This is a genomic window from Pseudoalteromonas sp. SR44-2 (assembly GCF_014163745.1).
GTDB classification, from domain to species: domain Bacteria; phylum Pseudomonadota; class Gammaproteobacteria; order Enterobacterales; family Alteromonadaceae; genus Pseudoalteromonas; species Pseudoalteromonas distincta.
On the sequence record NZ_JACJDW010000003.1, the window covers coordinates 82,420 to 107,232 of the forward strand.

The 24,813-nt window shown below is 38.2% G+C and carries 21 protein-coding genes and 1 pseudogene; 12 read left to right on the forward strand and 10 right to left on the reverse strand.

The window, feature by feature from the left end; translation table 11 throughout:
- The first annotated feature begins 4 nt into the window (after positions 1-4).
- From serS to H5115_RS02790, 3 genes are all read left to right on the forward strand, one after another.
- Positions 5-1,309 carry a serine--tRNA ligase gene (gene serS / locus H5115_RS02780; protein WP_182753537.1) on the forward strand — a complete coding sequence of 435 codons (1,305 nt, stop codon included), beginning with the start codon at positions 5-7 and terminating at the stop codon, positions 1,307-1,309.
- Between the two features lie 367 nt (positions 1,310-1,676).
- Positions 1,677-2,354, forward strand: coding sequence for a hypothetical protein (locus H5115_RS02785; RefSeq protein WP_182753539.1), 678 nt, complete (start codon positions 1,677-1,679; stop codon positions 2,352-2,354).
- A 150-nt stretch (positions 2,355-2,504) separates the two neighbouring features.
- A complete protein-coding gene (locus H5115_RS02790) occupies positions 2,505-2,897 on the forward strand; it encodes a hypothetical protein (protein WP_154903017.1) in 393 nt (130 codons plus the stop codon).
- Positions 2,898-3,302: 405 nt separating this feature from the next.
- Here the strand turns inward: H5115_RS02790 and H5115_RS02795 are convergent, their stop codons facing one another.
- Positions 3,303-4,493, reverse strand: a complete 1,191-nt coding sequence (locus H5115_RS02795; RefSeq protein WP_182753540.1) for a PQQ-dependent sugar dehydrogenase — start codon at positions 4,491-4,493, stop codon at positions 3,303-3,305.
- Here H5115_RS02795 and H5115_RS02800 point away from each other — a divergent pair.
- Entirely contained in the window at positions 4,478-4,930 is a 453-nt protein-coding gene (locus H5115_RS02800; protein WP_182753542.1) for a hypothetical protein, read from the forward strand. The genes H5115_RS02795 and H5115_RS02800 overlap by 16 nt on opposite strands.
- Positions 4,931-5,029: 99 nt before the next feature.
- Here H5115_RS02800 and H5115_RS02805 read toward each other — a convergent pair whose 3' ends face one another.
- The 4 genes from H5115_RS02805 to H5115_RS02820 form a co-directional block, all read right to left on the reverse strand.
- Entirely contained in the window at positions 5,030-6,229 is a 1,200-nt protein-coding gene (locus H5115_RS02805) for an Nramp family divalent metal transporter (RefSeq protein ID WP_182753544.1), read from the reverse strand.
- A gap of 504 nt (positions 6,230-6,733) precedes the next feature.
- Positions 6,734-7,996, reverse strand: coding sequence for a valine--pyruvate transaminase (locus H5115_RS02810; protein ID WP_182753545.1), 1,263 nt, complete (start codon positions 7,994-7,996; stop codon positions 6,734-6,736).
- Between the two features lie 136 nt (positions 7,997-8,132).
- Complete coding sequence (locus H5115_RS02815) at positions 8,133-8,792, reverse strand: glutathione S-transferase (RefSeq protein WP_182753547.1); 660 nt, start codon at positions 8,790-8,792, stop codon at positions 8,133-8,135.
- 10 nt (positions 8,793-8,802) lie between these two features.
- A complete protein-coding gene (locus H5115_RS02820) occupies positions 8,803-11,094 on the reverse strand; it encodes a peptidase U32 family protein (protein WP_182753549.1) in 2,292 nt (763 codons plus the stop codon).
- Between the two features lie 506 nt (positions 11,095-11,600).
- Here H5115_RS02820 and H5115_RS02825 point away from each other — a divergent pair.
- From H5115_RS02825 to H5115_RS02835, 4 genes are all read left to right on the forward strand, one after another.
- On the forward strand, positions 11,601-12,704 hold the full coding sequence (locus H5115_RS02825; protein ID WP_182753642.1) for an endonuclease/exonuclease/phosphatase family protein: 1,104 nt from the start codon (positions 11,601-11,603) through the stop codon (positions 12,702-12,704).
- A gap of 177 nt (positions 12,705-12,881) precedes the next feature.
- The gene (locus H5115_RS20135; RefSeq protein ID WP_259396312.1) at positions 12,882-13,919 is read left to right on the forward strand and encodes a tetratricopeptide repeat protein; all 1,038 of its coding nucleotides are present in this window, start codon (positions 12,882-12,884) and stop codon (positions 13,917-13,919) included.
- A 183-nt stretch (positions 13,920-14,102) separates the two neighbouring features.
- Positions 14,103-15,251, forward strand: coding sequence for a tetratricopeptide repeat-containing diguanylate cyclase (locus H5115_RS20145; protein WP_310736278.1), 1,149 nt, complete (start codon positions 14,103-14,105; stop codon positions 15,249-15,251).
- Positions 15,252-15,439: 188 nt separating this feature from the next.
- Positions 15,440-15,859 (forward strand): MAPEG family protein, encoded by a 420-nt coding sequence (locus H5115_RS02835; protein WP_182753551.1) that lies wholly within the window; start codon positions 15,440-15,442, stop codon positions 15,857-15,859.
- Between the two features lie 127 nt (positions 15,860-15,986).
- Here the strand turns inward: H5115_RS02835 and H5115_RS02840 are convergent, their stop codons facing one another.
- Both H5115_RS02840 and H5115_RS02845 read right to left on the reverse strand, forming a co-directional pair.
- Positions 15,987-17,834: an ABC transporter ATP-binding protein gene (locus tag H5115_RS02840; protein ID WP_182753552.1), complete on the reverse strand. Its 1,848-nt coding sequence runs from the start codon at positions 17,832-17,834 to the stop codon at positions 15,987-15,989.
- Between the two features lie 97 nt (positions 17,835-17,931).
- Positions 17,932-18,768 (reverse strand): hypothetical protein, encoded by an 837-nt coding sequence (locus H5115_RS02845; RefSeq protein WP_182753553.1) that lies wholly within the window; start codon positions 18,766-18,768, stop codon positions 17,932-17,934.
- Between the two features lie 224 nt (positions 18,769-18,992).
- Between H5115_RS02845 and H5115_RS02850 the strand changes: the two are divergent.
- A pseudogene (locus tag H5115_RS02850) lies at positions 18,993-19,397 on the forward strand (GFA family protein).
- Between the two features lie 6 nt (positions 19,398-19,403).
- On the opposite strand, the gene H5115_RS02855 reads toward H5115_RS02850, so the two are convergent.
- On the reverse strand, positions 19,404-20,201 hold the full coding sequence (locus H5115_RS02855) for a hypothetical protein (RefSeq protein WP_024606106.1): 798 nt from the start codon (positions 20,199-20,201) through the stop codon (positions 19,404-19,406).
- A gap of 149 nt (positions 20,202-20,350) precedes the next feature.
- Between H5115_RS02855 and H5115_RS02860 the strand changes: the two genes are divergently transcribed.
- The 3 genes from H5115_RS02860 (at position 20,351) to H5115_RS02870 (ending at position 22,906) form a co-directional block, all read left to right on the forward strand.
- Positions 20,351-20,764 carry a hypothetical protein gene (locus tag H5115_RS02860; protein WP_182197906.1) on the forward strand — a complete coding sequence of 138 codons (414 nt, stop codon included), beginning with the start codon at positions 20,351-20,353 and terminating at the stop codon, positions 20,762-20,764.
- A gap of 174 nt (positions 20,765-20,938) precedes the next feature.
- Positions 20,939-22,342, forward strand: coding sequence for a M28 family peptidase (locus H5115_RS02865; protein ID WP_182753554.1), 1,404 nt, complete (start codon positions 20,939-20,941; stop codon positions 22,340-22,342).
- Between the two features lie 117 nt (positions 22,343-22,459).
- Positions 22,460-22,906, forward strand: coding sequence for a DUF4826 family protein (locus H5115_RS02870; RefSeq protein ID WP_024594685.1), 447 nt, complete (start codon positions 22,460-22,462; stop codon positions 22,904-22,906).
- A gap of 62 nt (positions 22,907-22,968) precedes the next feature.
- On the opposite strand, the gene H5115_RS02875 is transcribed toward H5115_RS02870, so the two are convergent.
- Positions 22,969-23,427: a GNAT family N-acetyltransferase gene (locus H5115_RS02875; protein WP_182753555.1), complete on the reverse strand. Its 459-nt coding sequence runs from the start codon at positions 23,425-23,427 to the stop codon at positions 22,969-22,971.
- 154 nt (positions 23,428-23,581) lie between these two features.
- A complete protein-coding gene (locus H5115_RS02880; RefSeq protein WP_182753556.1) occupies positions 23,582-24,739 on the reverse strand; it encodes a cupin domain-containing protein in 1,158 nt (385 codons plus the stop codon).
- Positions 24,740-24,813 lie beyond the last annotated feature (74 nt).

Genomic DNA, 24,813 nt, shown 5'->3' on the forward strand with positions numbered 1-24,813 from the left:
TAACATGTTAGATTCTAAATTTTTACGTCAAGACATCGAACAAACTGCAGCACGTTTAGCAGCTCGCGGTTACGAACTCGATGTAGCGACGGTAACGGCACTTGAAGAAAAACGCAAAACATTACAAGTAAAAACGCAAGAACTTCAAAGTCAACGTAATGCAAGCGCAAAAGCAATTGGTCAAGCCAAAGCTAAAGGCGAAGACGCACAGCCATTACTTGATGCAGTGGCTAACTTAGGCAGTGAGCTAGACGCCGCTAAAACAGAGCAAGATGAAGTATTAGCCGCAATTAACGACATTGCGTTAGCAATTCCAAACTTGCCAGACGAGTCAGTTCCTGAAGGTAAAGACGAAGACGACAACGTTGAAATTTTAACGTGGGGCACACCTAAAAAGTTTGATTTTGAAGTTAAAGACCACGTAGATGTAGGCCAAGACCTAAACGGTTTAGACTTTGAAATGGGCGTTAAAATTAGTGGTGCACGCTTTACTGTAATGCGCGGCCAAGTTGCGCGTATGCACCGTGCACTAACGCAATTTATGCTAGATACACACGCTGATAAAAATGGCTACACAGAAATGTATGTACCGTACCTAGTAAATAGCGCAAGCCTTTATGGCACCAGCCAATTACCTAAATTTGCAGGCGATTTATTCCACACATTAGGCCTTGTAAATGACGACGGCGAACAACAAGCCGGCTTTAGCTTAATTCCTACAGCTGAAGTACCACTTACAAACAGCGCCCGCGACGAAATTTACGACGAAAGCGATTTACCAATTCGCTTAGTTGCTCACACTCCGTGTTTTAGAAGTGAAGCAGGCAGCTATGGTCGCGATACACGTGGTCTAATTCGTCAGCACCAGTTTGATAAAGTTGAACTTGTACAGCTTGTAAAACCAGAAGACTCAATAGCAACGCTTGAAGAGTTAACAGGTCACGCAGAGCAAATACTACAAGCGCTTGAACTTCCATACCGTAAAGTAATTTTATGTATGGGCGACATGGGCTTTGGCTCAGCGAAAACATACGATTTAGAAGTATGGTTACCTGCGCAAGACACGTACCGCGAAATTTCATCATGTTCAAACATGGCTGACTTTCAGGCGCGTAGAATGCAAGCACGTTTTCGCCGTGAAGGTGTTAAAAAGCCAGAGTTACTACATACACTAAATGGTTCTGGCTTAGCCGTTGGCCGTACACTAGTAGCCATCCTAGAAAACTACCAACAAGCCGATGGGTCAGTAGTAGTACCAGAAGTATTACGCCCATACATGGGTGGACTTAAAGTGATTGGTAAACAATAAAAATCAAGTTTAAGTTAAGCAAGTTTTAAGCTTGTAAATCTTAATACGAAAGCCGCTGTTTGTAATAAACAGCGGCTTTTTTGTTTTAGGTTAAAGGCAAAAGCTTAGAGAAAAATTAAAATTATCTTTTTAATAATATCGCTCACACCTATTTTTATAGCTCATTACCTGTTTGTCCGATATTACTGATCTCTACCATTTTGGGGTATTTCTACATCAAGGAAACTTAAATATCGGCTAACTAGTTGTTTACAAGTCTTTATTAGCTGGTTAAATTAGAATCTTTGTAATATTTGGACATTTGTCGGTTTATAAAGCGACAAATGTCGGATACAAAGTTGTTATGTGTATTGGGAAAGTTGTGAGTATGACTCGATTTTGGGATATTCAATTAGTATTAGATAGCACGTACACCGAAGAAGAACAAAAAACTGTGATTGTAAATTCTAGATCTATGGTTCATTTCATTGAAAGGCTTTTATACCCACTTAACTTTCGTAGCAAATTTTCAAGACTAGTTATAAGTTGCTCTAAGTTACCAGTAGAAACTGAGTTTAGCCTGGGAAAAGATCCTGCAATTGCCCATGTTAATATCTCACAAGATTTAGGGTGTTTCATTCACTCAGATGATGAAAAGTATTTAGCTTTCGAGAAAATTCTAAAACATGGTTTTGAGGTTGCTGAAAAATATGCTGAGTTGCCGAAACCAGAAGTGTTTGATGCCATAGAACAGTTTAAATCCACTGGCTTCAAAAACGAATGGGTTCATATTGAAAAAACTTGGAAGCGAAAAGGAGTCACTTGCATAATTGAGTGTCATCATAAATTGAATACTTTCCAACTAGTTCAAAAACTTTATAAATGTGACGCATTGGTTCATTCCTCAATTATTGCTGAATCTATGCCTAGGGAGTGGTTGTTCAATCAGTTACTGGGTAAAGTCGTGCTCAAAGAGGGGGGCAAACTTATTTATTCAGTTAAATCTGAGGTTTTATCAATTTTTGATGTTGATACCAATAAACTAGAAATATTTGGTTCAGTTTAAAATACACATAACAAGCGCCTCAATTCGCTCTTAAGTTCACTCGGACAATTAACAATGGGCTATTGTCGCTGCGCTCAATATTTTAGCCCATTATTAAATTGCCGCTTAGGCGGGCGTAATGTGTATAAATCTATATGGTGCAATATTCCAGTGTTTGAACAATTTAAGAAAATAATTGCTAGTATTTTCCTTTTATTTTTCCTTTCGGGTTGCACTGTCGGTCATAAGGACTATCAGAGATATCTGAATATGAATATTGGTGAGAATATAAATAATCAAAAGCTTTCTAAATCACCCGATGCTGGTGAGTTGATAAGATCGGATTATTTAATCGCAGGCGAAGGGTTAACCAATATTACAACATTAGATACTGGTTTTTTGAGATACCATTTTAGCAGGCAAGAAGTATTACCGAATTACAGTATTAAAGACTTTGTCGGTAAATGTCTTATTTATTACGATGTTGATCCTAAAACGGAAATCATAATTGCTTGGGGTTTTGATAAAGGTGGTAACTCTTTAAGTTGTAGAACTTGGCCTTGAGTGCAATATACACATAACAAGTGACTATGGTGTCAATTCCTAATTTCAAACGATTTTAGGATCCCACATGACACTATCTCGCACAATTGAATTTATGATCACTACCAGCTTTCTTTGGACTTCCTAGCTTTCACTAGACGTTTTAAAATTTAAATTGGCAGGCCAGTTGTATGAAAGTACACGGTTTGTATTACTAAACCGAGACCATGTACAGGCTGCTGGTGGTGGCAATACAATATATGGATTATTAGGCTCTCCATTTTTTAGAAAATACCAAGCTATATTAAATTTTGGTACTCATACACTCACAATTAGTGAGCCATTGTCTGATTGTGAGTGATTAAAGCGGTTCCTTAAAGCCGCTATTATCCTCTAAAAGCGAAGCGCCTTAACTCTCTTTGTGAACTAATTTGGCTTCACTAAAATCAGCTCTGCATTTTTTCCATCCATTAATACCGCGACGTTACCTTTATCAGTTATAAACACATCTCTTAACCTGCCTGCGGCTTCTGGGAATACGTGAGACTGCGTAAATTGACCACTTGCCAGATTAACGCTGTAGAGCTTTTTATCGACTAGCGTAGTGATAAGCACATGTTGCTGTAACGAAGGAAAAGCTGCATGTTTAGAGCCGTAATACGCCATGCCTGATGGCGCTATTGATGGCGTCCAATTAACACTTGGTTTTTGCATGCCTTTATATTCGGTAAAGGGTGAAATACGCGCTTGCGAGTAATCTTTGCCATAGGTGATTACCGGCCAACCGTAATTAGCCCCAGCGGTTAAGTAGTTTAGCTCGTCACCGCCAGCAGGGCCGTGTTCGTGGCTAACAATTTGCTGCGTATCGTAATTATAAACTAAGCCTTGAGGGTTACGATGACCAAGTGAGTAAACAGCATGTGCATTTAGGTTTTTGTGATTAATAAATGGGTTATCTGTTGGAATGGTCCCATCTAGGTTTATACGTAATATTTTACCAAGTTGGCTGGTGATAACTTGTGCTTGCTCTCTAAAGTCAAAACCATCGCCCGTTGAAACTAATAACGTATTGTCGGGTAGGATAAGGGCGCGACCAGCGTAATGTTGTGGTGTGTTTTTATCAGTCGCTACTTTATAAATAACGTGTGGCTTTGAAAAGTCAGTGCCATTAAACGTGGCTTTGGCAACAACAAGCCTGTTTTCGCTTGCATCACCTTGGGCATAGGTAAAAATAACTTCTTTGGAGTCGTTATAATCTGGTGATAATACAATGTCGAGTAAACCACCTTGGCCTGCAACGTATAAACCTGTTAGGTTTAATTTTACTCTTGATTGCACGTTGTTTTTAACTATAACTACGTGGCCATCACGCTCTGTAATTAACCATGTGCCGTTTGGTAGTTCAACCATGCTCCACGGAGACTGTAATTGCGTAGCCAGTGTTTTTGTACTGTATTGCTCCTTTGGTAGCGCAACATCTGCATTAACAGAAAACGAAAAAAGCGAAAGCAAAGTAAAAAAAGAGATACATTGTTTACGGGGCAAGCCTTTGCTAGCATGACTAGTATAAGAGAAAAGCTTTATTTTAGTTTGAGATAACCATGTCGTTTTTAACACGTATATTGCCTTCATTTTTAGTTTCTTGGTTACTTACATTCACACTTGCTAGCTTGTTTCATAGCCAATACGTTGTCAATCAATTAGTTAATGTAGGTGTAGTGGTGGGCTTTAGTGATCGTGCTAGTTTAACGCTTGACGATTGGTTAGGCCTATTACCTACCTACGGCGCTATTATTGCCGTAGCACTTGCCATCGCTTTTTTTGTTACCGTAAAGCTTAATAAAAAAGTTCAAAAATACAGTACTCAGCTATTTGTTATTGCTGGCATTGTGGCATTTGCTATTGTGTTAATTGCCATTGAATCAATTATGAATATTCATATTATAGCGGGCGCAAGAGGCTGGGGTTTTTATGCTCAACTGCTTGCAGGCGCGGTAGGTGGTTTTGCGTTTTCGCAATTATTTAAAGCAACTAAAAACCAAAAAGCGTGTTAGATGTGTGAATATAAGTACGGCTTATACGTTATTTGGTGATTAATAAAGGCCGCTGTTTATTGTAAACAGCGGCCTTTAAATATGGTTTTTAGAATTTAATCAAAAAATTAAACTAATTAGTTTGTAGCTACTTAGCCCAAAAATTAGGATTAAAACGGGTAGGGTTACCAGGTTTAACATCAAAGAGTTAGTGTAGTTTCCCATAACCCCTTTTTGATTAACCAGCCATACAAGGTAGCTGCTAACAATAGGAAGTAACAACCCGTTAGCCGCTTGTGCGAATATAATTACCGCGACAGGGTCTAAACCGAGTGATGCCACCGCAGCACCAAACAATAAAATAACAATAGCAACGCCTTTAAAACGTGCGTTACCCATATCGTTTGACCAACCTAACATGCCACACACGGCGTAAGCACCCGCAAGTGGCGCTGTAATCGCGCTTGTTAAACCTGCAGCAAATAAACCAATAGCAAAAAAGTAATGAGCGGCGTCGCCAAGCAATGGCTCTAGCTGCACGGCCATGTTAGCCGCACTAATCTGCCCCGCATCGGTGCCATAAAATGCCACTGAAGCTGTAGATAAAATAGCTAAAGTGATCACACCTCCTAAAGTGATTGATAGGCCTGTATCAACATTTGTTTGTTTAATCACTTTTTGCATGTCGCTGTTACTGTCGTGTCTAGCAGCGAGTACGCCGGAGTGCAAAAACAGGTTATACGGCACAATGGTAGTGCCAACTAAAGCTAGTATGGTTGTAATCGAACCCTCAGGCATACTAGGAATAAAACCAGCAAATACATCACCCAGTGAAGGCGCGGCCATTACAAGTGTTGAGATAAACACTAAGCTCATTAAAATAACGAGTAAAATTAGCGCGTTTTCAACCACTTTATGTTTACCGCTATAAAGTAAAGCTGCACTTAAAAAAGCAATAAGTGGTGTCCATAGTTGAGGACTAACTTGAGGGAATATTTCAATTAATCCCATGCTAGCGCCACTTAAATTACCCGCTTCATAAGCTGCACTGCCCACACCAATTGCGCTAATGACTAAAAATATAGCTAAAGATTTAAATAAAGGCGTTTGAATATGTGCTCTGAGTGCTTGAGCTAAATCTTGCCCGGTAGCAACGCCAAGGCGCGCCGCCATAGATTGTAATAATATAGTGGCAACTACTGAAAACAGTAATGTCCATATAAGTGCAAAACCAAAGTTTGCACCTGCCACGCTGGCGGTAGTAATGGTCCCTGGTCCAATGAAGGCAGCGGTGACAAGTAGTCCTGGTCCTAATCGCATAATTGACCTTAATAGTGCTATTGCATGTTGCTATTTAAAGTTACATCTAACGTTTAAAACCAATATTTATACGCGATGCCGATTGTGTTATTGCTGCCACTTAAACTAAGTGCCCTGCAGCAGTAGTCGCCCCTTGACTGGCTCTTTTTTAATAAGCATATGTTATACCAATCCGCAATAATACTTAATCAATTTGAGGGATTAAATCTGACGCTAACTGCGTTAAAAATTTCTGATATACGACTGCATGGATGCAGGAGGTAGAGCAATGCAGGAGCAATTGCCGAGAACAACTAAATAACGAAATTATTGCCTGGTTATCGACACGATTTTCTCACCTCAGAATAGAACACTTAATTAAGCGAATTGCTATTAAAAAAGGTCGCGTAGGATACCAACTTGTATATAAATTTAAAGGGGGTACAGTGCGTTTGCATGAATTTCAAACGAATATATAAGCGAATTAAATGAATGATGCCGATATTTATATCGGCATTAGTATATTTACTTTATTAGGTTTTTAATCGCTTCTAAGCCTTTTTTTAGGGTATCTGCATCGGTAGCATAGTTAATACGAATACACTCCTGCTTGTGCGCCCAATCATCGTCAATGCCGATAAAAAAGTTATGACCTGGGATCACATACACGTCTTGCTCTTTAAGTTGTTGATACAACACCTCGCTTGTTATTTTTGCATCTTTAAACCACAGCCACATAAAAAATGCACCTTCAACTTTGTGCAAATAAACAGGCAGTTCGGCAAATACTTCGTCAAACAACTCAATCGCGATTTGTGCTTTATTACGATAAAAAGGCAGTACAACGTTGCGGCACAGTGGCAGTAGTTCGTTGTCGTTAATTAAGCGTGTTACTAAGCTTGGGCCAATACTATTTGGCGATAAAACCATGCTGCCGTTTACGCGGCCAATTGCTTTAATAATTTCATTGTTTGCAACTATAATACCGCTGCGTAAACCCGGTAGGCCCAGTTTTGAAAGTGACATACATAAAATAATATTTGAGTTCCACGTTAGGTTTGCATCGGTGTAAATACAACCTGGGAACGGATCGCCGTACGCGTTATCAATAATGAGTGGAATACCATATTGCTTAGCAAGCAAATCAAGGTGTTTTACTTCATCATCAGTAATTACATTACCTGTTGGGTTGGTAGGGCGTGATACGCACAGCGCGCTTATACTGCTGTCGTTTGCTAGTGTTTTCTCAACTGCTTTAAAATCAATGACGTATTTAAACTGTTTTGATGTGCTGCCTGTATTTAAAATTTCGATATCAGGCTTTATGGCAACAAACATATCAGCCGATAAACCTTGATCGGCATAACCTATGTACTCTGGCGCGAGGGGGAATAAAATCTTTTTATGGCTGCCATCCGGCATTTCGCCTGCCAACATATTAAACAGCACAAAAAAGTTAGCTTGACTGCCATTACCAAGTGCTACGTTATCGGCGCTAATATCCCATGCGTACTCTTTACTTAGCTGCCCAGCTAATGCAGCTCTAAACTCGTCGTTACCGGTTGGGCCATCGTAAAGGCCAAATACTTGCGATACTTTATTGCTGGCAACAAGTTTTTGTAATTCACTTAAAAAAACCTCATTTACTTGTGGTACTAATGCGGGATTACCGCCACCCAGCATAACAATATTAGGATTGTTACTGTTTTTAGCCCCGCCTAAGTCTTCCATTAATTGGGTAATGCCGTTGGGTTGTGTAAATTTAGTGCCAAAGTTTGAGTAGTTCATAATGCATAGCGTTTGTTAGTAATGGGGAGGGCAGTATAGCGTAAATAAAGGGCTTAAATCCGATGATGAGAATAATTCAATGCTTAGATTTACAGCTAGTTATAGTAATGCAATTCCTTATAAAACAAAGGTTAAGTTAAGGCTTTTTAACGCCGTACAAAAACTCTTCGCCGCAGTCCATATACAAATCAAATTTGGCCATGACTTTGGTGAACATAGGGGCGTGTAAAAACTCGTTTAACCATGCGCGTACATGCGTATATTCACTTTGTAAGTACCAGTGTTTATCTACACGGGCAAACTGTCTAATAAATGGCAGCAGGGCATAATCGGCTAGACTTTTTTCATCGCCTATTAAGTATTTATGCGTGGTTAGTTTTACTTCAAATTGCTTAATAAACTCTTCACAGGCTTTTTGGTAATAAATTTGTGCCATGTCTTTTGTACGAGCATAAAATTTGTACTTTTCGAGCACGGGTTTAAATTGCGTATCGTTTAGCTTAATTAACTCAAGCATGCGCTCAAGTGCTAATGGGTCTTGAGTATGCAGTAAATTATGCGGATCGTTTTGCTTTAAAGCCCACAGCATAATATCTAGGCTTTCATCTATAACTTGGTTATTAGGCAGTAATAAAACAGGCACAGTGCCTTTAGGCGATATTTGCAATAGATGCGGCGGTTTATTTTTAGTTTTTATAGCGCGTAGTAGTACTTGTTGCTCTGCCATTAAAATACCCATTCGTGCACGCATTGCGTATGGGCAGTGTTGTAATGAATATAATAATGGCAATGTCATGTTAGTTACCTTAGCTGTTTAGGCCTTCAACATACTGCTGGCGGGTTTGTACTTTAACCAAGCTATTTAAGTGTTCAACCGCTTGTGTTTGCCCGTTAATTAAATCTTGAAAATGCGCAAGTAACACGGCTTTATCCAGTTTTTCTTTATCGCCTGAACCAATGTCGGTTAAATCAATCATAAACTCGTCAAATTTGTCGGCAAAGTCACTCACAATATCCATGTTTAAAAATTGCTCATGGTTATAAATACTTGGGTAGCCGCCTTTTTGCTTATCAATAGCAAAGCTAATACCTTTAACATTGGTAACGGTGGTTTCTTTTTTACAGCTCAGCATACAGCTTGCGTCAATGCGTGGTTTTTTACATCCTACTGTTTGCTGGAAAAAACATTGTCGGCTAGTCATCATTAGTATTGGATGATAAATGCTGTACATCATTTTAAAATTGTTAGGGCGTTTAATATTACGCATTTGTGGTTTGTTTATTTCGTTTGAAATAAACGCGCCTTGTGCATTTAAATCTTCTTGTAGTGTTAGTAACGCATAAGAGTTTGTGGTGTTTAATAACGGGCCGGCAATCCAGTCAATACCCATTTGTACTGCTTTAAATGCAACGCCTGTGTTGTTACTAATAATAAGCTTAGGTTTTACAACCTCAAGCAAACGCACTGCTTCTTCAAAATCTTTACCAATTAACACCGCCGGAAACCACGGGATTAACTGTGGGTGCTCTAAAAATACATTAATGTATTTATCGTTATCGGTTCTAAAGCTCTCAGGTAATTTAAAGTAAACGTCGCCGTCAGTTAAATCACATAGGTGAACGTCTTTTATGTCCGATATTAAAATAGAGAGTGTTGTTTTGTTATCGGCTTTAGGGTGGTTTACTAGTTTTGGCTGTTCAACAGGGGCGAGGACGTCTTTGCCTTCGTTTAATAAAAACGCGACTTGCTTTTTAATACGGGCAAGCTCTTTAAACGGAATGCTTAAGTTGTTGCCTAAGTTTGAGTAATCCATATTTTTAATTTCAAAATTGGCATTACTAAACGTTTTAAAGCGTTTATCAATAGCGGCTATATCAACAACCGATTTATCGGCGGTTTGCATAGGCATTTGCGATTGAACTTCAAAGCGTAGAGGTTGAAGGGCGCTTTGCTCTGCTAGGGTGTTGTCGTGTTTATCGTTTATTGTCAGTGTTACTGTAAATGGCTGGTTTAATTGGCCGCTAAACTCAAAGCGTAGTTCTCGTTTTGAAATATCTAAAAACTCAATCTTCTTTTTAACTAACGTATCAATATCATTTTTTTCTGCGGCGAGCTCTTGCTGTGCATCGTAAATTTGCACAACCGAAATTGCGTTATTCTTTTCGTTAGCGTGATCAAAGCTATGGTCGCGCGGGTTGTCGGTAAACATGTTTTTTGTCATGTCACCTTGCAAAAACTTATTAGTAAAATTACGGTTAAATACTTTGTATAAGCTTGAATCGTCTTCAATTAAATTACCTGTTTGTACAAAGGTATCTATTTGTTTGCGCCAGCTATCAATAACGGTATGAACGTAGTTAGCACCTTTAATGCGGCCTTCTACTTTTAACGAGTCAACACCTGCGGCTACCAGCTCTGGTAAATCAAAATAGGCTGAATTGTCTTTTAAGTTTAACGGATGTTTGTTACCCATAGCCGTTGGCTCGTATTCATCACGACACGCTTGTGAGCAACGACCACGGTTACCTGAGTTACCCACGCTTACTGAGCTTGAATAACATTGCCCCGAAAAAGCAATACACAATGCACCATGTACAAACACCTCGGTTAATACATCGCATTTGTGCGCTACGTCGGTCAATATTTTAATTTCAGTCAAGTTAAGCTCGCGCGATAAATTTACACGTGTAGCGCCAATGCGCGCTAAAAACTCAACCTGTGATTCGTTATGGGTGGTTAACTGAGTTGATGAGTGAATATGCAAAGTAGGAAAGTGCTTTTTAACTATATTGAACAACCCTAAATCTTGCACAATAATGCCATCGAGCGTGGTATTTACGAGTTGGTTAAGTAGCTTAAATAGCGCGCCCATTTCATGCTCTAATATAACTACATTTAGCGTTAAAAATATTTCACAGCCGTATTCATGGGCTAGGCGAAGTGCGCCGTTAAGCTCATCAAACGAAAGATTAGACGCTCGGTTACGTGCATTAAAAGTATCTAATCCACAATAAACCGCATTAGCACCGGCTACAATGGCGGCTTTTACCGCGTTAACATCACCGCCTGGGGCTAATAGTTCAATCTTTCTACTCATTACAATGTCGCTTCGCTCATATTTAATTGCCGCGAATTTTATATGGTTAAGCACGTTAATGCTATTTATTGAGGGATATAATAAAGACTAATACCAATTCGCTTAATTAAGTGATCTATTTTGAGGCTGGAAAAACGTGTTGATAGCTAGGCAAAAAATTCGCTATTTAGTTGTTCTCGGCAATTGCTCCTGCATTGCTCTACCTTCTGCATCCATGCAGTCGTAAATGAGAATTTTTTAACACAGGTAGCGACACGTTTAGCCCCGCAAAATGATTAAGTATTATTGCGGATTGGTATAAAGTAAAAGAGTGTATAAAATTACAGTTAAGCTGGCTGATTTATTACGTAAACATGTAATAAAATGATAGTTTATAAGCCAGCAACACTTTCAACTTTACTTAGGCGAACCCCATCAGCAATCAAGATCTTAAACCGTTAGATACAGATTTAAACAGTGATGAATCTGGAATTATTAACACCCAACTAAAAATAGCCACATTTAATCTGTTTAACTATCTTGAGCCGCCCAATGCATACTATGAGTTTGAGAAAATTTATACCGCGCAGCAGTGGGCTAAAAAGCAGCGTTGGATTGTTGATTACTTAACAGAACATGCCCCTGATGTGATTGGTTTTCAGGAAGTGTTTAGCACTGACTCATTAAAAGAGCTAGTAGGCGAGCAAGGTTATAATTACTTTGCTGTAGTTGATACGCCAGAGGTGATTGATGACTTTATTTATAAACGCCCTGTAGTGGCAATCGCCTCTAAATACCCCATAGTTGAAGTAGCAGCGGTTGAGCACGATAGTGAGCTTGCAAATGCGCTTGGCCTTAATAGTGAGTTTACTTTTAGTCGTAAAGTACTAAGAGCAACTATAACGCTGCCGCATATAGGTAATACCGATTGTTACGTGGTGCATTTTAAATCTAAGCGCCCAATGATTAATGTTGATGAGCATAATAAAGAGCTTACACCCGAGCAAAACATAATTGAAATTTTAAAAGCGAATGTAGCGGGTGGGTGGGGCTCAACTATTCAGCGTGGCAGTGAAGCTACATTACTGATGATACAAATGATTGCTCGTCGCGAAGCTACGCAACAACCCATGCTATTAATGGGGGACTTTAATAATGAACTAGCGGATGGCGTATTAAGCCATTTACTAACGAGTACGCTTCGCTTTGCGCCTGCATTTGACGCTAAAACCTACCTCGATAAATATTGTTTAAATGATTCATGGGATTTGTTTGTTAAGTCGCAGCTAAGCGAAGATGACCTATTAAATGGTGGGGCAATGACTAGCGATGAAATAAGCGATAGTGAAAGCAATAGCATTTTTGATTTAGCTGATGAAAACGAAGCAAAAAATGTTAATGCAACTAAGCTTATGCCTTTAAGAGCACCAACACATTATTATGGCGCGAGCAGCTCCGTGCTTGATTATATTTTATTATCTTGTGAGTTTGATGCCAGCTACCTTGGCAGTTTTTTTGAGGTGATTGAGTATAATACTTATGATCGTCACTTAATTAACCCTGAATTTGAGCGTGATGATTTAAGTACCGATCATGGTATTGTGTTATTTACACTAAAACTAAGAAGCTAGGCTTGCTCTATGCATAATTATGCTAAAATTATAAATTAAAAGTATTCATATAGCAGCAATACTTGATGTATTGCGCCGGTTTGTATATTTTATCATCAGCCTTTTGAATTGTATTAATAATAAATTACTAAAATGGTAAATATGGAATTTTATACCTACTTGAATCATAAGCGAAATATGGATTTACCTTCGCAAATACATAGTTTCATTGTAAAGCGAATTTATAATTTTACATTTTTAGTGAAAGCTTTGCTTTTTGCTTTGTTTGTTAGCTTAAACAGCGCTTACGCACAAGAAACCACCTCATACAATTTAACTAATGAATCTAATGCAGGGCTGCTAAAAAGAGCTGAATTACTTATAGATACTGACGTTATAACAAGTATTGAACTAAGTAAGGCGTTGTTGTCACAAGCGCAAAGTGCTGATGACACGTTACTCAGCGCAAAGCTACATAACTTGCTAGGTAGGGCGAATAAAAAAAATAACAATATTAATGAATCTCTCGAGCACTTTTTACAATCCTCTGTTTACTACAGCAAATTAAATGATTCACGAAACCAAATAAAGGCATCTATTAATTATATAAATATATTATTAGAAGAAAAACGCTATGACGAACTTACTACCCGCATTGAAACTCTATTACCAACAACCCTTGTGTATGGCGATGACTTTTTTATAGCGCAAGTGCTCCTTACTAAGGGGGATTCGTTTTATGAACAAAAAAAGTACAATAACGCGAACGCGCAATATACATCTGCTTTAAAATACCTTGTTGACGAAGACGAATTAATACAAAGACAGTTAGGTGAAACGTATAAAAAATTAGCTCAGTCGTATAAACGCCTCAAAAATAGAGAGCAAACGGCTCACTTTTATACAAAAGCTTTAGAGGTATATTCTAATTTAGGTGATTTAAAGCTAATGGCGCGTACTTTAAATACACTAGCAGAAGCCCACCGTTATTTAGATAACTTAGTTTTAGCCCTTGATTACTCCACTCGCGCATTAGAAATACATAAAGACATTGACGACCCTGCCGGCTTTGCTAAGGCATTACTAGGGGCGGGTATTATTTATCGTCATATTAATCTTTATGAAAAATCACTTGAACATATAAATGAGGCATATTTATATTATAAAAAAGTAAATAACATGCTTGGGATTGCTAAAACATCAAATCAAATGGGACTGGTGATTAAGGCAGTTTGATCAGGCCGAATTTTTCTATCAAGTAACTATCGATTTGCCAAAAGGTATGGTCGAGGAAAAAACGCTCGCTTCAGCTTTAGGAGAAATGGCTGTTATTAACCTCGAATCTGGCGACTTAGCATCAGCAATGCAATATGCTAAAAAGCTTATATCACTTATAAAAACAAAAACCTTACATCGTACATTTCTACAACAGCACGTATTATTGGTAATATTTATCGTGCCCAAGGAAATAACAACAAGGCTATAGAGTATTACAAAGAGTCATTGTCGTTTGCCAGAGAAACAGGTGGTAAACTTTATGAGATAAAGTCGCTTACTACGCTTGCGGGCATTTTAATTGGTATTGATACAAATGAGGCGATTACTTTACTGAAAAGGTCACTCGCTTTATCAACCGAAATAGATGATAAATTACATATGCTATATGCCTATCGTGAAATTCGAATAGCAGAAAAATTGCGTGGTCGTATAGAAGAGTCACTTCGTTATGCAGAAGAAGAAATAGCCCTAACCGATATTATTCAAAATGAAGATAAATTGGCGCTTGAAAAAGCACATTTACATTCGCACAAAATGGAAATAGAGCTTGAGACGTTAAGAGAAAAAGAAAAACGCCATCAGCTTGAGCTTGAAAAGAAAAATAATCAAATTGAAATCGCCGCCCAAGCTAGAGTTATATCAGAGCTAGAGCTTTCAAAAAATAAATACGCCAGTATTGCGCTCGCATTTTTATTAGCCGCTTGTTTAGCTATTGTATTACTGGTTTATAGAAGTTTTATTGCCTCTAAAAAACATAATGAAGAGTTAGACTATTTGGCGGCAAGAGACCCTTTAACCAATTGTTATAACCGTCGTATTTTATTTGAGGTTATGAATCGCGACTTTTTGGATTTACCTCAGATTGAAGAGTACTGTATTTTAATGGTCGATATTGATCATTTTAAAAGCGTTAACGACACCTATGGGCATAGCATTGGCGACACAGTACTTTGTGGCGTAGCCGAACTTTTACAAGCTAATATACGTAAAAGTGATAGCGTGGCCCGTTTTGGTGGCGAAGAATTTTGTATTATTTTGCCCAACACAACTCAAGAGCAAGCAATACGTATAGCTGAGGCTATTCGTATTAAAGTTGAAAAAGCGACATTTGATGATATTCCTGTTACGTGTGGCTTTGGGGTTTCGTCTATTAAATTTAAAGCCAGAACACCTTCTGAGTTGATTGAACAGGCTGATTTAGCTCTTTATGAGGCTAAGTCCTTGGGGCGTAATCAGGTAGCGTTATGGGATGCTTCGCTTGAAGAGTTTAAACTTTATAGATCGGAGTAAATCCAGCAGTATACAGTTTAGTTTTGATGTTATTTTTAAAATTATAACAAGTAAATTTTATACAATGCTGTGTGTTACTTACATATGTAATTAGGCTTATTAGATTAACCCTTTTAATATCAGTGTATTAACTTAGGCTTTAAAATTGCAATCAATACTAAGTTAAAAACAAAACAAGGGATTTAATAATGACTGAAGTTGCACTTTCGGCCTATTTGGCATTTTACCTCTATTTAATTATGTTGCTTGTACAGTGGGCTGTGGCTACGTTTAGCAAAGCTAAAGAACCAAATGCTGTACCAGGTAAAATTGACGAGGATTTATCGCACGACAGCTTTATATTTAGAGCACATCGTACGTTTCATAATACGCTTGAAAACAGTGCATTATTTATAGGTACGGTGTTATTTGCGTTTGTAATTAATTATCAAAGCCCGATTTTTGCAATGTGTATTTGGGTGTATTTATTTGCGCGTTTAATTCACATGGCGCTGTACTACGCTATAGCAACGGAGAAAAACCCAAGCCCACGTAGTTACTTTTTTTTAATCGGCGTACTTGCTAATGTGGTTATGCTGATAATGATAGGGTTAAGACTAATCTCTTAATTTATAAAAAAGTTATAAAATTTATTTATAACGATAAAAAAAGCGAAGAGCCTTTAAGGCATCTTCGCTTTTTTGTTTAAAGTAGAAGCAGAATAAAACTACCTCTACTGTAAGGTAATATTAATGGCTAATCGACGCCTATAAACCCGCCTGTTTGGTGTGTCCATAGGGCTGCGTATATTCCACCCTTAGCAATTAATTGTTCATGAGTGCCTTGCTCACCTACGCCGCCGTCATCAAGTACAATTAATCTATCCATTTGTGCAATGGTTGATAGCCTGTGCGCTATGGCAATAACTGTTTTACCTGTCATTAAATCATCAAGACTTGCCTGAATTGCGGCTTCTACTTCTGAGTCGAGTGCACTGGTGGCTTCGTCGAGTATAAGTATGGGGGCATTTTTAAGTAGTACACGTGCAATAGCAATACGTTGGCGTTGACCGCCTGAAAGCGTAACACCGCGTTCGCCCACTTGTGCATCAAAGCCTTTATTACCTTTGCTGTCGACCAAGTCGTTTATAAACTCAAGCGCCTTAGCTTGTTTGGTCGCGTTGATCATCTCATCGTGGGTTGCATCGGGGCGGCCATACAAAATATTGTCTTTTACTGAACGATGAAGCAAGGAGGTATCTTGCGTTACCATGGCTATATATCGGCGTAGGCTTTCTTGGCTTACGTCTGTGATGTTTTGCCCATCAATTTTTATTGTTCCAGAGTCGGTATCGTAAAAGCGCAGTAATAAGTTAACAAGTGTTGATTTACCCGCGCCAGAGCGACCGACTAAACCAATTTTTTCGCCAGGTTTAATGTTTAAGTTTAAACCGTTCATTACTGGGCTGCGATTAGTCTCGTTTGCAGCTTTACCATAATTAAAGTGTACGTTGTTAAACTCAATGGTACCTTGGCTTACGTTAAGTGTATCGGCGTTTGGTTTATCGGCAACTTCAATAGGGTTAGATAGTGTTTTCATACCATCGGCGACGGTGCCAATGTTTTCAAACAAGCTGCTTATTTCCCACATGATCCACTGCGCCATACCGTTTAATCTGAGCGCTAAGCTAACAGCAACTGCAATGGCGCCGGCGCTAATTGCACTAAGTGACCATAAATAAAGTGATACAGCGGCAACCGAAAATACTAATAGGTAATTTAAGCTTTGAATAACAAAGTTTAAGCTGGTTACTAAGCGCATTTGCTTGTACACAGGCTGTAAAAATACATCCATGCTTTGTTTTGCGTATTGCTCTTCACGCTGGGTATACGAAAACAATTTAATAGTTGAAATGTTAGTGTAACTATCAACAATACGGCCAGTCATTTCTGAGCGCGCATCGGCTTGTGAGCTGGCAATTTTTTTAAGGCGCGGTACAAAGTAAAGTTGCACGCAAATGTATAAAACCAACCAAACTAATAAAGGGATCATTAAGCGCCAATCGGCTTCGGCAACTAAAAATACCATTGAGCCAAAATAAACCACGATATACATTAATACATCGAGTAGTTTGGTCACTGTTTCGCGAACGGCTAAAGAAGTTTGCAGTACTTTGGTGGCTATTCTTCCTGCAAATTCATTTTGATAAAAGCTCACACTTTGGCGCAGTAAATAACGATGCGCTAACCAGCGAATCGACATAGGGTAATTGCCAAGCAATGCTTGGTGCAAAATAGCAGAATGAAAAAATACGACTACGGGCAATACTAATAGCAGCATGACAGCCATTTTAATAAGCTCTGACTTTTGCTCTACAAACAAGGTTTCGGGCGTGTAGGCTGTTAACCAATCAACAAGTTGGCCCATGTAGCTAAATAAAGAAACCTCTAAAATAGCGAGCATGGCGGCGCTGATTGACATTAGCACCAACGACAGTTCCATTCCTTTGGTGTAGTGGCGACAAAAAGCAAATAAAGTCGAAGGCGGCTGAGTAGGTTGATCCTCAGGAAATGCTTTTGTCATTTTTTCAAATAATCGATACATTTTAAAAACTTAAATGGCAAATAATGACGAGTATCATACCATTTAAGTATTTTTAAATGCAGGTTTGTGGGGCATTAATTATGGGTATTATTCTTATTTATTGCGTTGGGTTACTTAGGTTTATTCCTTCGCTCATGTATAAGTCGTCATATCTGAGACCACCATTTCCGTAAGGCTTTTTAATTGGGCCTGTATTACAGTTTGCTAAAAAGTATATAAGAGGTTGTTCGCGCTTCATTCTAAATTGTGCATTTTTATATACCAGTGTTTGCTTTTTAAATTCACCACCTCTTACGTAAACATCATATTGCTGACCTTGCTCTGAGGCTGCTGCGTTATTCACAACGTACCATATGTCGTACCAAGTATTTGTTTGCATAGTTTTAGCTGACTGTTTTGTAGTGTAGTTTTGAATGTTGCTATATCCGCTGTCGGTTTTAACCATTAAAGCGCCATCGTTTACAAACCCGTTTGATTCTGTTTTATCGGTTACGCGAAGTGTTGGCTCAAACGCATCGTACGCATGTTTATTTATTAGCGCTGGAGTAAGGTTACTCAATCCAAAAGCATGGTTATTAGGAAACGCAGCCACGTTTATACGCATATAAAATGTGTAGGTGGCGCCAACTTCAACCGCTTGTGGAAGTTTTGTATAAGAAAGCGCTTTACGATTTCCTACAATGCCCTCAGCCGCAGGCTTTTTGAGTAAATAATGATTTGTTGATGCAGATGCTTGTTCTGATTGTATAACTGTTATTTGTGGATTTTTAACCTGTGGCTTAGTTTCATTTTGGGTATCGACACTTTGCCACTTGCTAAGTGAATTTTCAAAGTCATCAATAAGCAGCCAATCGCTCGATGTATTTTTGTGAATGTTTGAACACGCTGAGAGCGTGCTGAATAAGCAAAGAATTAGAATATGTTGGGAATGCATAATTGGCTCTCGTAATATTATTGATATTTGGTTAACCAATTTTAATTTTGGCTATAGCTTTTTTATTAATAGGTATATAACCAATTTATTTTTTTTATGTCAATCACTAAAATAAAAGTTATGGTTTAATAGAGCTGAGAAATATAATGTTGTTATTGTATTTATAAAATCAACTCAGCAAATTTTAACTGAGTATAAAAATAATTTAATAGTTAGGATGTCATATGTATACGGGTTCGTGTTTGTGTGGTGAAGTAAACGTTGAAGTGTCGGGCAGTATAACCAGCATTATTCATTGTCATTGTTCACTGTGCAGATAAAACAGCGGGACTGCATTTGCAACCAATGGCTTTGTAAATACAAGTGACTTTACAATAACAAAAGGGCAAGCACTACTTAGTGAATTTAGTTTTAAACCAGGGCGCACTCGTTACTTTTGTAAGTGTTGTGGCTCGCCGGTTTACAGTAGCAACAATGATGACAAAAGCAGAATACGAATTCGTTTAGGAATACTCGATAGCGATATTACTGAGCAAGTATTATCGCATAACTTTGTTACGTCAAAGGCTAACTGGGAGCAACTAGAAACAAGCTTACCGTGCTATGAAAAACACGAACCTAGTCGGTAAAGCCTTTTATTCAATGTGGTAAATGCTGTTAATACTTTTATAAAGGTTTGGTGCAAAGTTTATAAACACCGGTGAGTTTTGTATTTCATCAACGTTTATATGCATTAATGTTTGCTGGCTTAGTATGATCACTATATTTTTGTATTCGTTAAACTCTATTATCGCTAAGCACTTAAAGTGTTGTCTTAAAAGTACTAAAAGCATTTGCAGCTCTTGGCCAGTTTGTGGGTTTAAATTAATGATTACTTGCGTATTTTGCTCACTGCAGCGATTTATATTTTGCCAAAAGCTATCGCTGGTTAAAAAAGGCTGATGATATTCACCACTAAAAATATCGATAGTGATTACGTTAAAGTGATCAGTGCATTGGGTAATATATTGCTCGGCGCATTGTAAATAGCTGCTGTGCTTAATAGGTAACTTAAAGTGCTGGGCTGCAATTAAGGCAATGCTTGGGTTTATTTCTACCGTGTTAAATGTATTGATGGTGTTTATGTAAGGCGTATTACTTTGTAAGTGATACATAATTCGCTCAAACCCTGCCGTGCCTAAACCTAAATTTAATATATTTAGTGTATCTACCGGTTTAAGTAAAAATAACATCATACATTGGTTTACAGGCACTATTACTTGCTCAGGGTGTATAAGGTTCATAACGCCTTGAATTGTTATATCTTCATTGGTTTTTTGTGCAAGCGTTAACCAACGGTATTCTTTGTTTTGATACACGCATACTGGGCCGTATGCACTTTGCTGCGACTCAATAAGGTTACTTTTAATTGTATCTTCTTTTAGCTGACGCATAACTTAAACTATTAATGTATACACAATTACAGTGTGCCACGAAAATCGTATTTTTTTATAGATTATTGTGTAACAAGGTTTGTAATTTAACCTCTAAATATAATATTGTATTAGCAATTAATTACTTAGACGTTATTCAAGGATTGGAAATGGGGTTGATTCTAGGGCCTGCTGTTTTAGCGTGGTTTGCGGTATTTATCTATTCTTTACGATTAGGGTATGTGCTTATTTATAAAAATATGAGCGTGTTAACCACAGTGTCTACTTTTGCAATTAGTATTGTTGGTATGTTGGCTTTTATGACGTATGGATATAGGCAGTTTGTAAACAATACCTCTGTTTGGGCATTTGAGATCCCGAGTTACTTTTTATTTAGCAAAATAGCTTTTATAGGTGTATTGAGTGGTTTTTTACTTAACTACTATATTAATCCTGAAAATAGTTCGGAGTTTTTGAGCTGTTTAGCATTTGTATTAATATTTATGTTTTCTGCTGGTGTGCTTGCAAGCTTAGGAGGACATGAGGCCTTTTTGAAAGAATTTGATATTAAAACTACTCATTAAAAGTATGCATAATAAATTTTGGCCCAGTACCTATAAAAGGTAGTGGGCTTCTTACTATCCTAATAACCTCTTGTAAATGCGCTTTAGCGTGATCCTTTCTACATCTACCTCAAATGTATTGCCATAAAACCTTAGTTAAGTAATGGTTACACTATAATAATTAGGAGCTAATAGATGCTTAAAACACCTTTGAAAATCACAACAACGTTACTTAAATTTACTGCAATTGCAGGCGCCTGCACACTTGCATTATCAGCACATGGGAAAACACAACTTCAATACACAGAACAGCAAAAATTACATGATATAGCAGCTCAAGTATCAGCCGAACGTATTGGTAGTGACATTCAAACGCTGGTGGATTTTGGTACTCGCCATACGCTTTCAGAAACTAAATCGGATACTCGAGGCATTGGTGCGGCTAGGCGCTGGATAAAAAATGAATTTGAAAAAATATCCGCGCAGTGTGGCGGTTGTTTGGAAATTATTGAAGTAAAGGACACTATATCGGGCGAAAAGCGCATTCCTAATCCTGTTGAAGTGGTTAACATTGTGGCTATTCAACGAGGGTCAAGTGAGCCTAATCGCATGGTGATTATGTCGGGTGATATAGATTCTCGTGTGAGTGATGTTATGGACTTTACGAGTGATTCACCTGGGGCAAATGATAATGCATCAGGTGTGGCGGGAGTAATTGAAGCTGCTCGTGTTTTAAGTAAATACAAATTTAATGGTTCGGTAGTTTACGCGGCGCTTTCGGGCGAAGAGCAGGGTTTGTTTGGTGGAAAAATATTAACGGCTTATGCACAAAAGCATGACTGGCAAGTTCATGGCGTTTTAAACAACGATATGATTGGCAATATTACCGGTATTAATGGGGTAACTGATAATACAACTGCGCGTATATTTTCAGAAGGTACCCGTGTTGTAGAAACAAAAGAGCAAGCTAATACTCGCCGCTTTACAGGTGGTGAAGTTGATTCGGCGAGTCGAAATTTAGCGCGCTACATAGATACTATTGCTGACAGATACATTCCTAACCTAGATACAATGCTTGTATATCGATTAGATAGATTTGGCCGTGGGGGGCATCATCGTCCATTTAATGATGCAGGTTTTGCAGCAGTGCGTATTATGGAAACTAACGAGCACTACGATCGCCAGCATCAAGATTTACGCACTGAAAATGGCGTTGAGTATGGCGATACAATTGAAGGCGTTGATTTTGATTATACAGCTAAGTTAACTTCACTTAATGCGGTAACGATGGCATCTATGGCGTGGGCGCCCGCACCGCCAAAAGAAGTTAAAATAAAGGGCGCTGTTACAGCTGATACATCGTTTTCATGGCAACAAAGCAATGATGAAAATATTGCTGGCTATAAAATTTATTGGCGTTACACGAGCGAGCCGCAATGGCAGTTTAGTAAATACGTTGGTAAGGTTTCACAGTACACACTTAAAAACGTAGTGATTGATAATTATTACTTTGGTGTAGCCTCTGTTAGTAAAGACGGTGTTGAGTCGCCAGTAGTATTTCCGGGTGATGTGGGTTCGTTTGATCACAATATAAAATAATAGTTTGGCTAAAAACACAGCAAACAGAGCGCTTTAAGGTGCAAATGACCGTTTTATACTTGCACCTTATTTACTAAGCCCTTAGAGTGTTAAAAAAGAAGTAAAAGGTTAATAAAAATGCAGCAACAAGAAAAAAAGCCGTTAACAGCAAAAGAACAAGTTATAACTGATGAGCAAAGAATGCAGTGGCAACGCGAATGTTTTCAAACAGCGCAAAAGCATTTAGCCGAAAAGGGCATTATGCCAAAATCAGTAGTTGATAAAGACAGTCGGTTTTTAGCACCACTTTGTGCAATGTGGAAATTTAAAGCACAGAACGGTAAAACATATTGGGTAGTAACAGGGCGGTTACCTACAGATCATGCTGAGGTAAGTGCAGCTACAGATGCTCGTGATGCAATGCGTTACTTTTCTTTGCAGTGGCAATTAAAAGCGGATCAGATTATGAGTACAGGCGCGCGTGATAAAACACAGGTAGACTTTGCTAACTTACTTATAAATAGAGCACATGGCTTGTACGAAATGTATGATAATGAACCGCTGTGGGCAAATGAGGCAAAGTAACGACAGTTTGGGTTAAGTAAAAAAGTAGAGGGTGATAGCTTATTTATTGCCCTTTGCTTTATCTAATGGAGAAGTGTGAAGGGGGTTGTATTAAACGCTGAAACAGGGCATTGCATACGTTGCCTAGGAATTCCCGCCTCCATAAATACATTCCCTTGCTGAATAAAGCCATTTCGCTTAAAACGCTCTACTTCATTTAAAATACAATTAATGCTTACTTCTTCAATATCTTGGTTTGACGCTAATTCTACAATAAAGTTGAGAAGCGATTTATATACTTTGCGATTACGGTGCTCAGGTAATACAGCTATTCTGCCGATCAAGCCATCTTTACATAATCTACCTGTTGCTATTGGGCAGTTTGCATCGTCTGTAACAAGTACATGTAATGCAATTTTATCTAGGCTATCAAATTCGATTTGTTTGGGGATATGTAACTCGTAAACAAAAACTCGCTCTCGAATTTTTTGTAGCAAATCTTTTTTTATATCCCATTCAACCTTATCAACCAGATAGCCCATTGCAAACTCCTATTGATACCTAATTAGAATGAGTAAGCAATCACAGCAAAATTATTTATGCCAATATCAGATGAAAATTAAAAATTTTAACTGACCTGTATACATCATATTTTACGCTGAAAAATGCTCATCATTATTAATATAATTGGCATTATTACTCGTGGTCTATATTAAACCAGATCCCCTCATTAACAAGTGTAGTAAAAGTTTGTGTAAAAACTAAACTTGGATTTGTTAAATTTAATGCTGAAGTTTCAAACTCAGTATGATCGGTAAGTAGTTTTAACGCCGCTAAGTCGGTTAGCGGCATAGCGTAATTTTCGCCATTTACACTTAGTAAAACTTCTGTATCGAGTTGCTGATAAATAGCGCGTGTGCCGCCTAAGCGTTCAAACACTGTTTCTTCATCACTTAAATCATCGCTTATTTGCTCTGACGTAAATGGAGGCTCTACTGGCGCTAAATCCATTTCATGTTTGGGCTGACTAAGTGTTGAGCCTAACCATTGTTTAAATAAATCGTCATTTTCTAAAAGTGCTACCATCAGTGTTTTAACTTTATCAACTTCAAGGCTTGTAAGTTCACCTTTAGATTTTCTTAGTGTGATGTTGTGATCGGTATAACGTTTTTGGCCGCTTTCGGTATCAATAATATGATCGGCAAAGCTCGATAATAAATCTTGTTGATTTGGCGCTCTAAAACCAACTGAATAATTGAGCGCGTTTTCTACGGCGTAACCTTCGTGAGGGCATCCTGGTGGAATATATAAAATATCGCCAGGCTCTAATATGCAATCAATTACGGCTTCAAATGCTTCTACTTGCAGTAATTTTTTGTTTTGAGCAAACTGCTTAAGTGTTGGATCGGGCAGCCCTACGCGCCAATGACGTTTGCCTTCGCCTTGAATAATAAACACGTCATATTGGTCTAAGTGTGGGCCAACACCACCATTAGGCGTTGAGTAGCTGATCATTAAATCATCTATGCGCCAGTTTGGAATAAATCTAAATGGCTCTAGTAGTTGCGCAGCTTCGCTATGCCAGTGATCAACTGCTTGCACGAGCAGTGTAGAATGATCGTCTGTTAACTGCTCAAAGTCTTCAAATGGACCTTGGTAGGTTTGCCAATCATTTTTATGATTGGTAATAATACGTGACTCTATGCTTTCTTCCATTGCGAGGCCGGCAAGTTCATTAGCATCAAGTGGGTCTTGAAAGTCTGCAAAACCTTGTTTGATTAAAAGCGGCTTTTTTTGCCAAAAATGGCTTAAAAACTCTTGCTCAGACAAATTATTTATTTTTAATTGATACATACATTATGCCTACTAGTTAGTGCAATGGGGTTAAAACAAAAAAAGCGAAAGGATAATCCTTTCGCTTTTTAAAA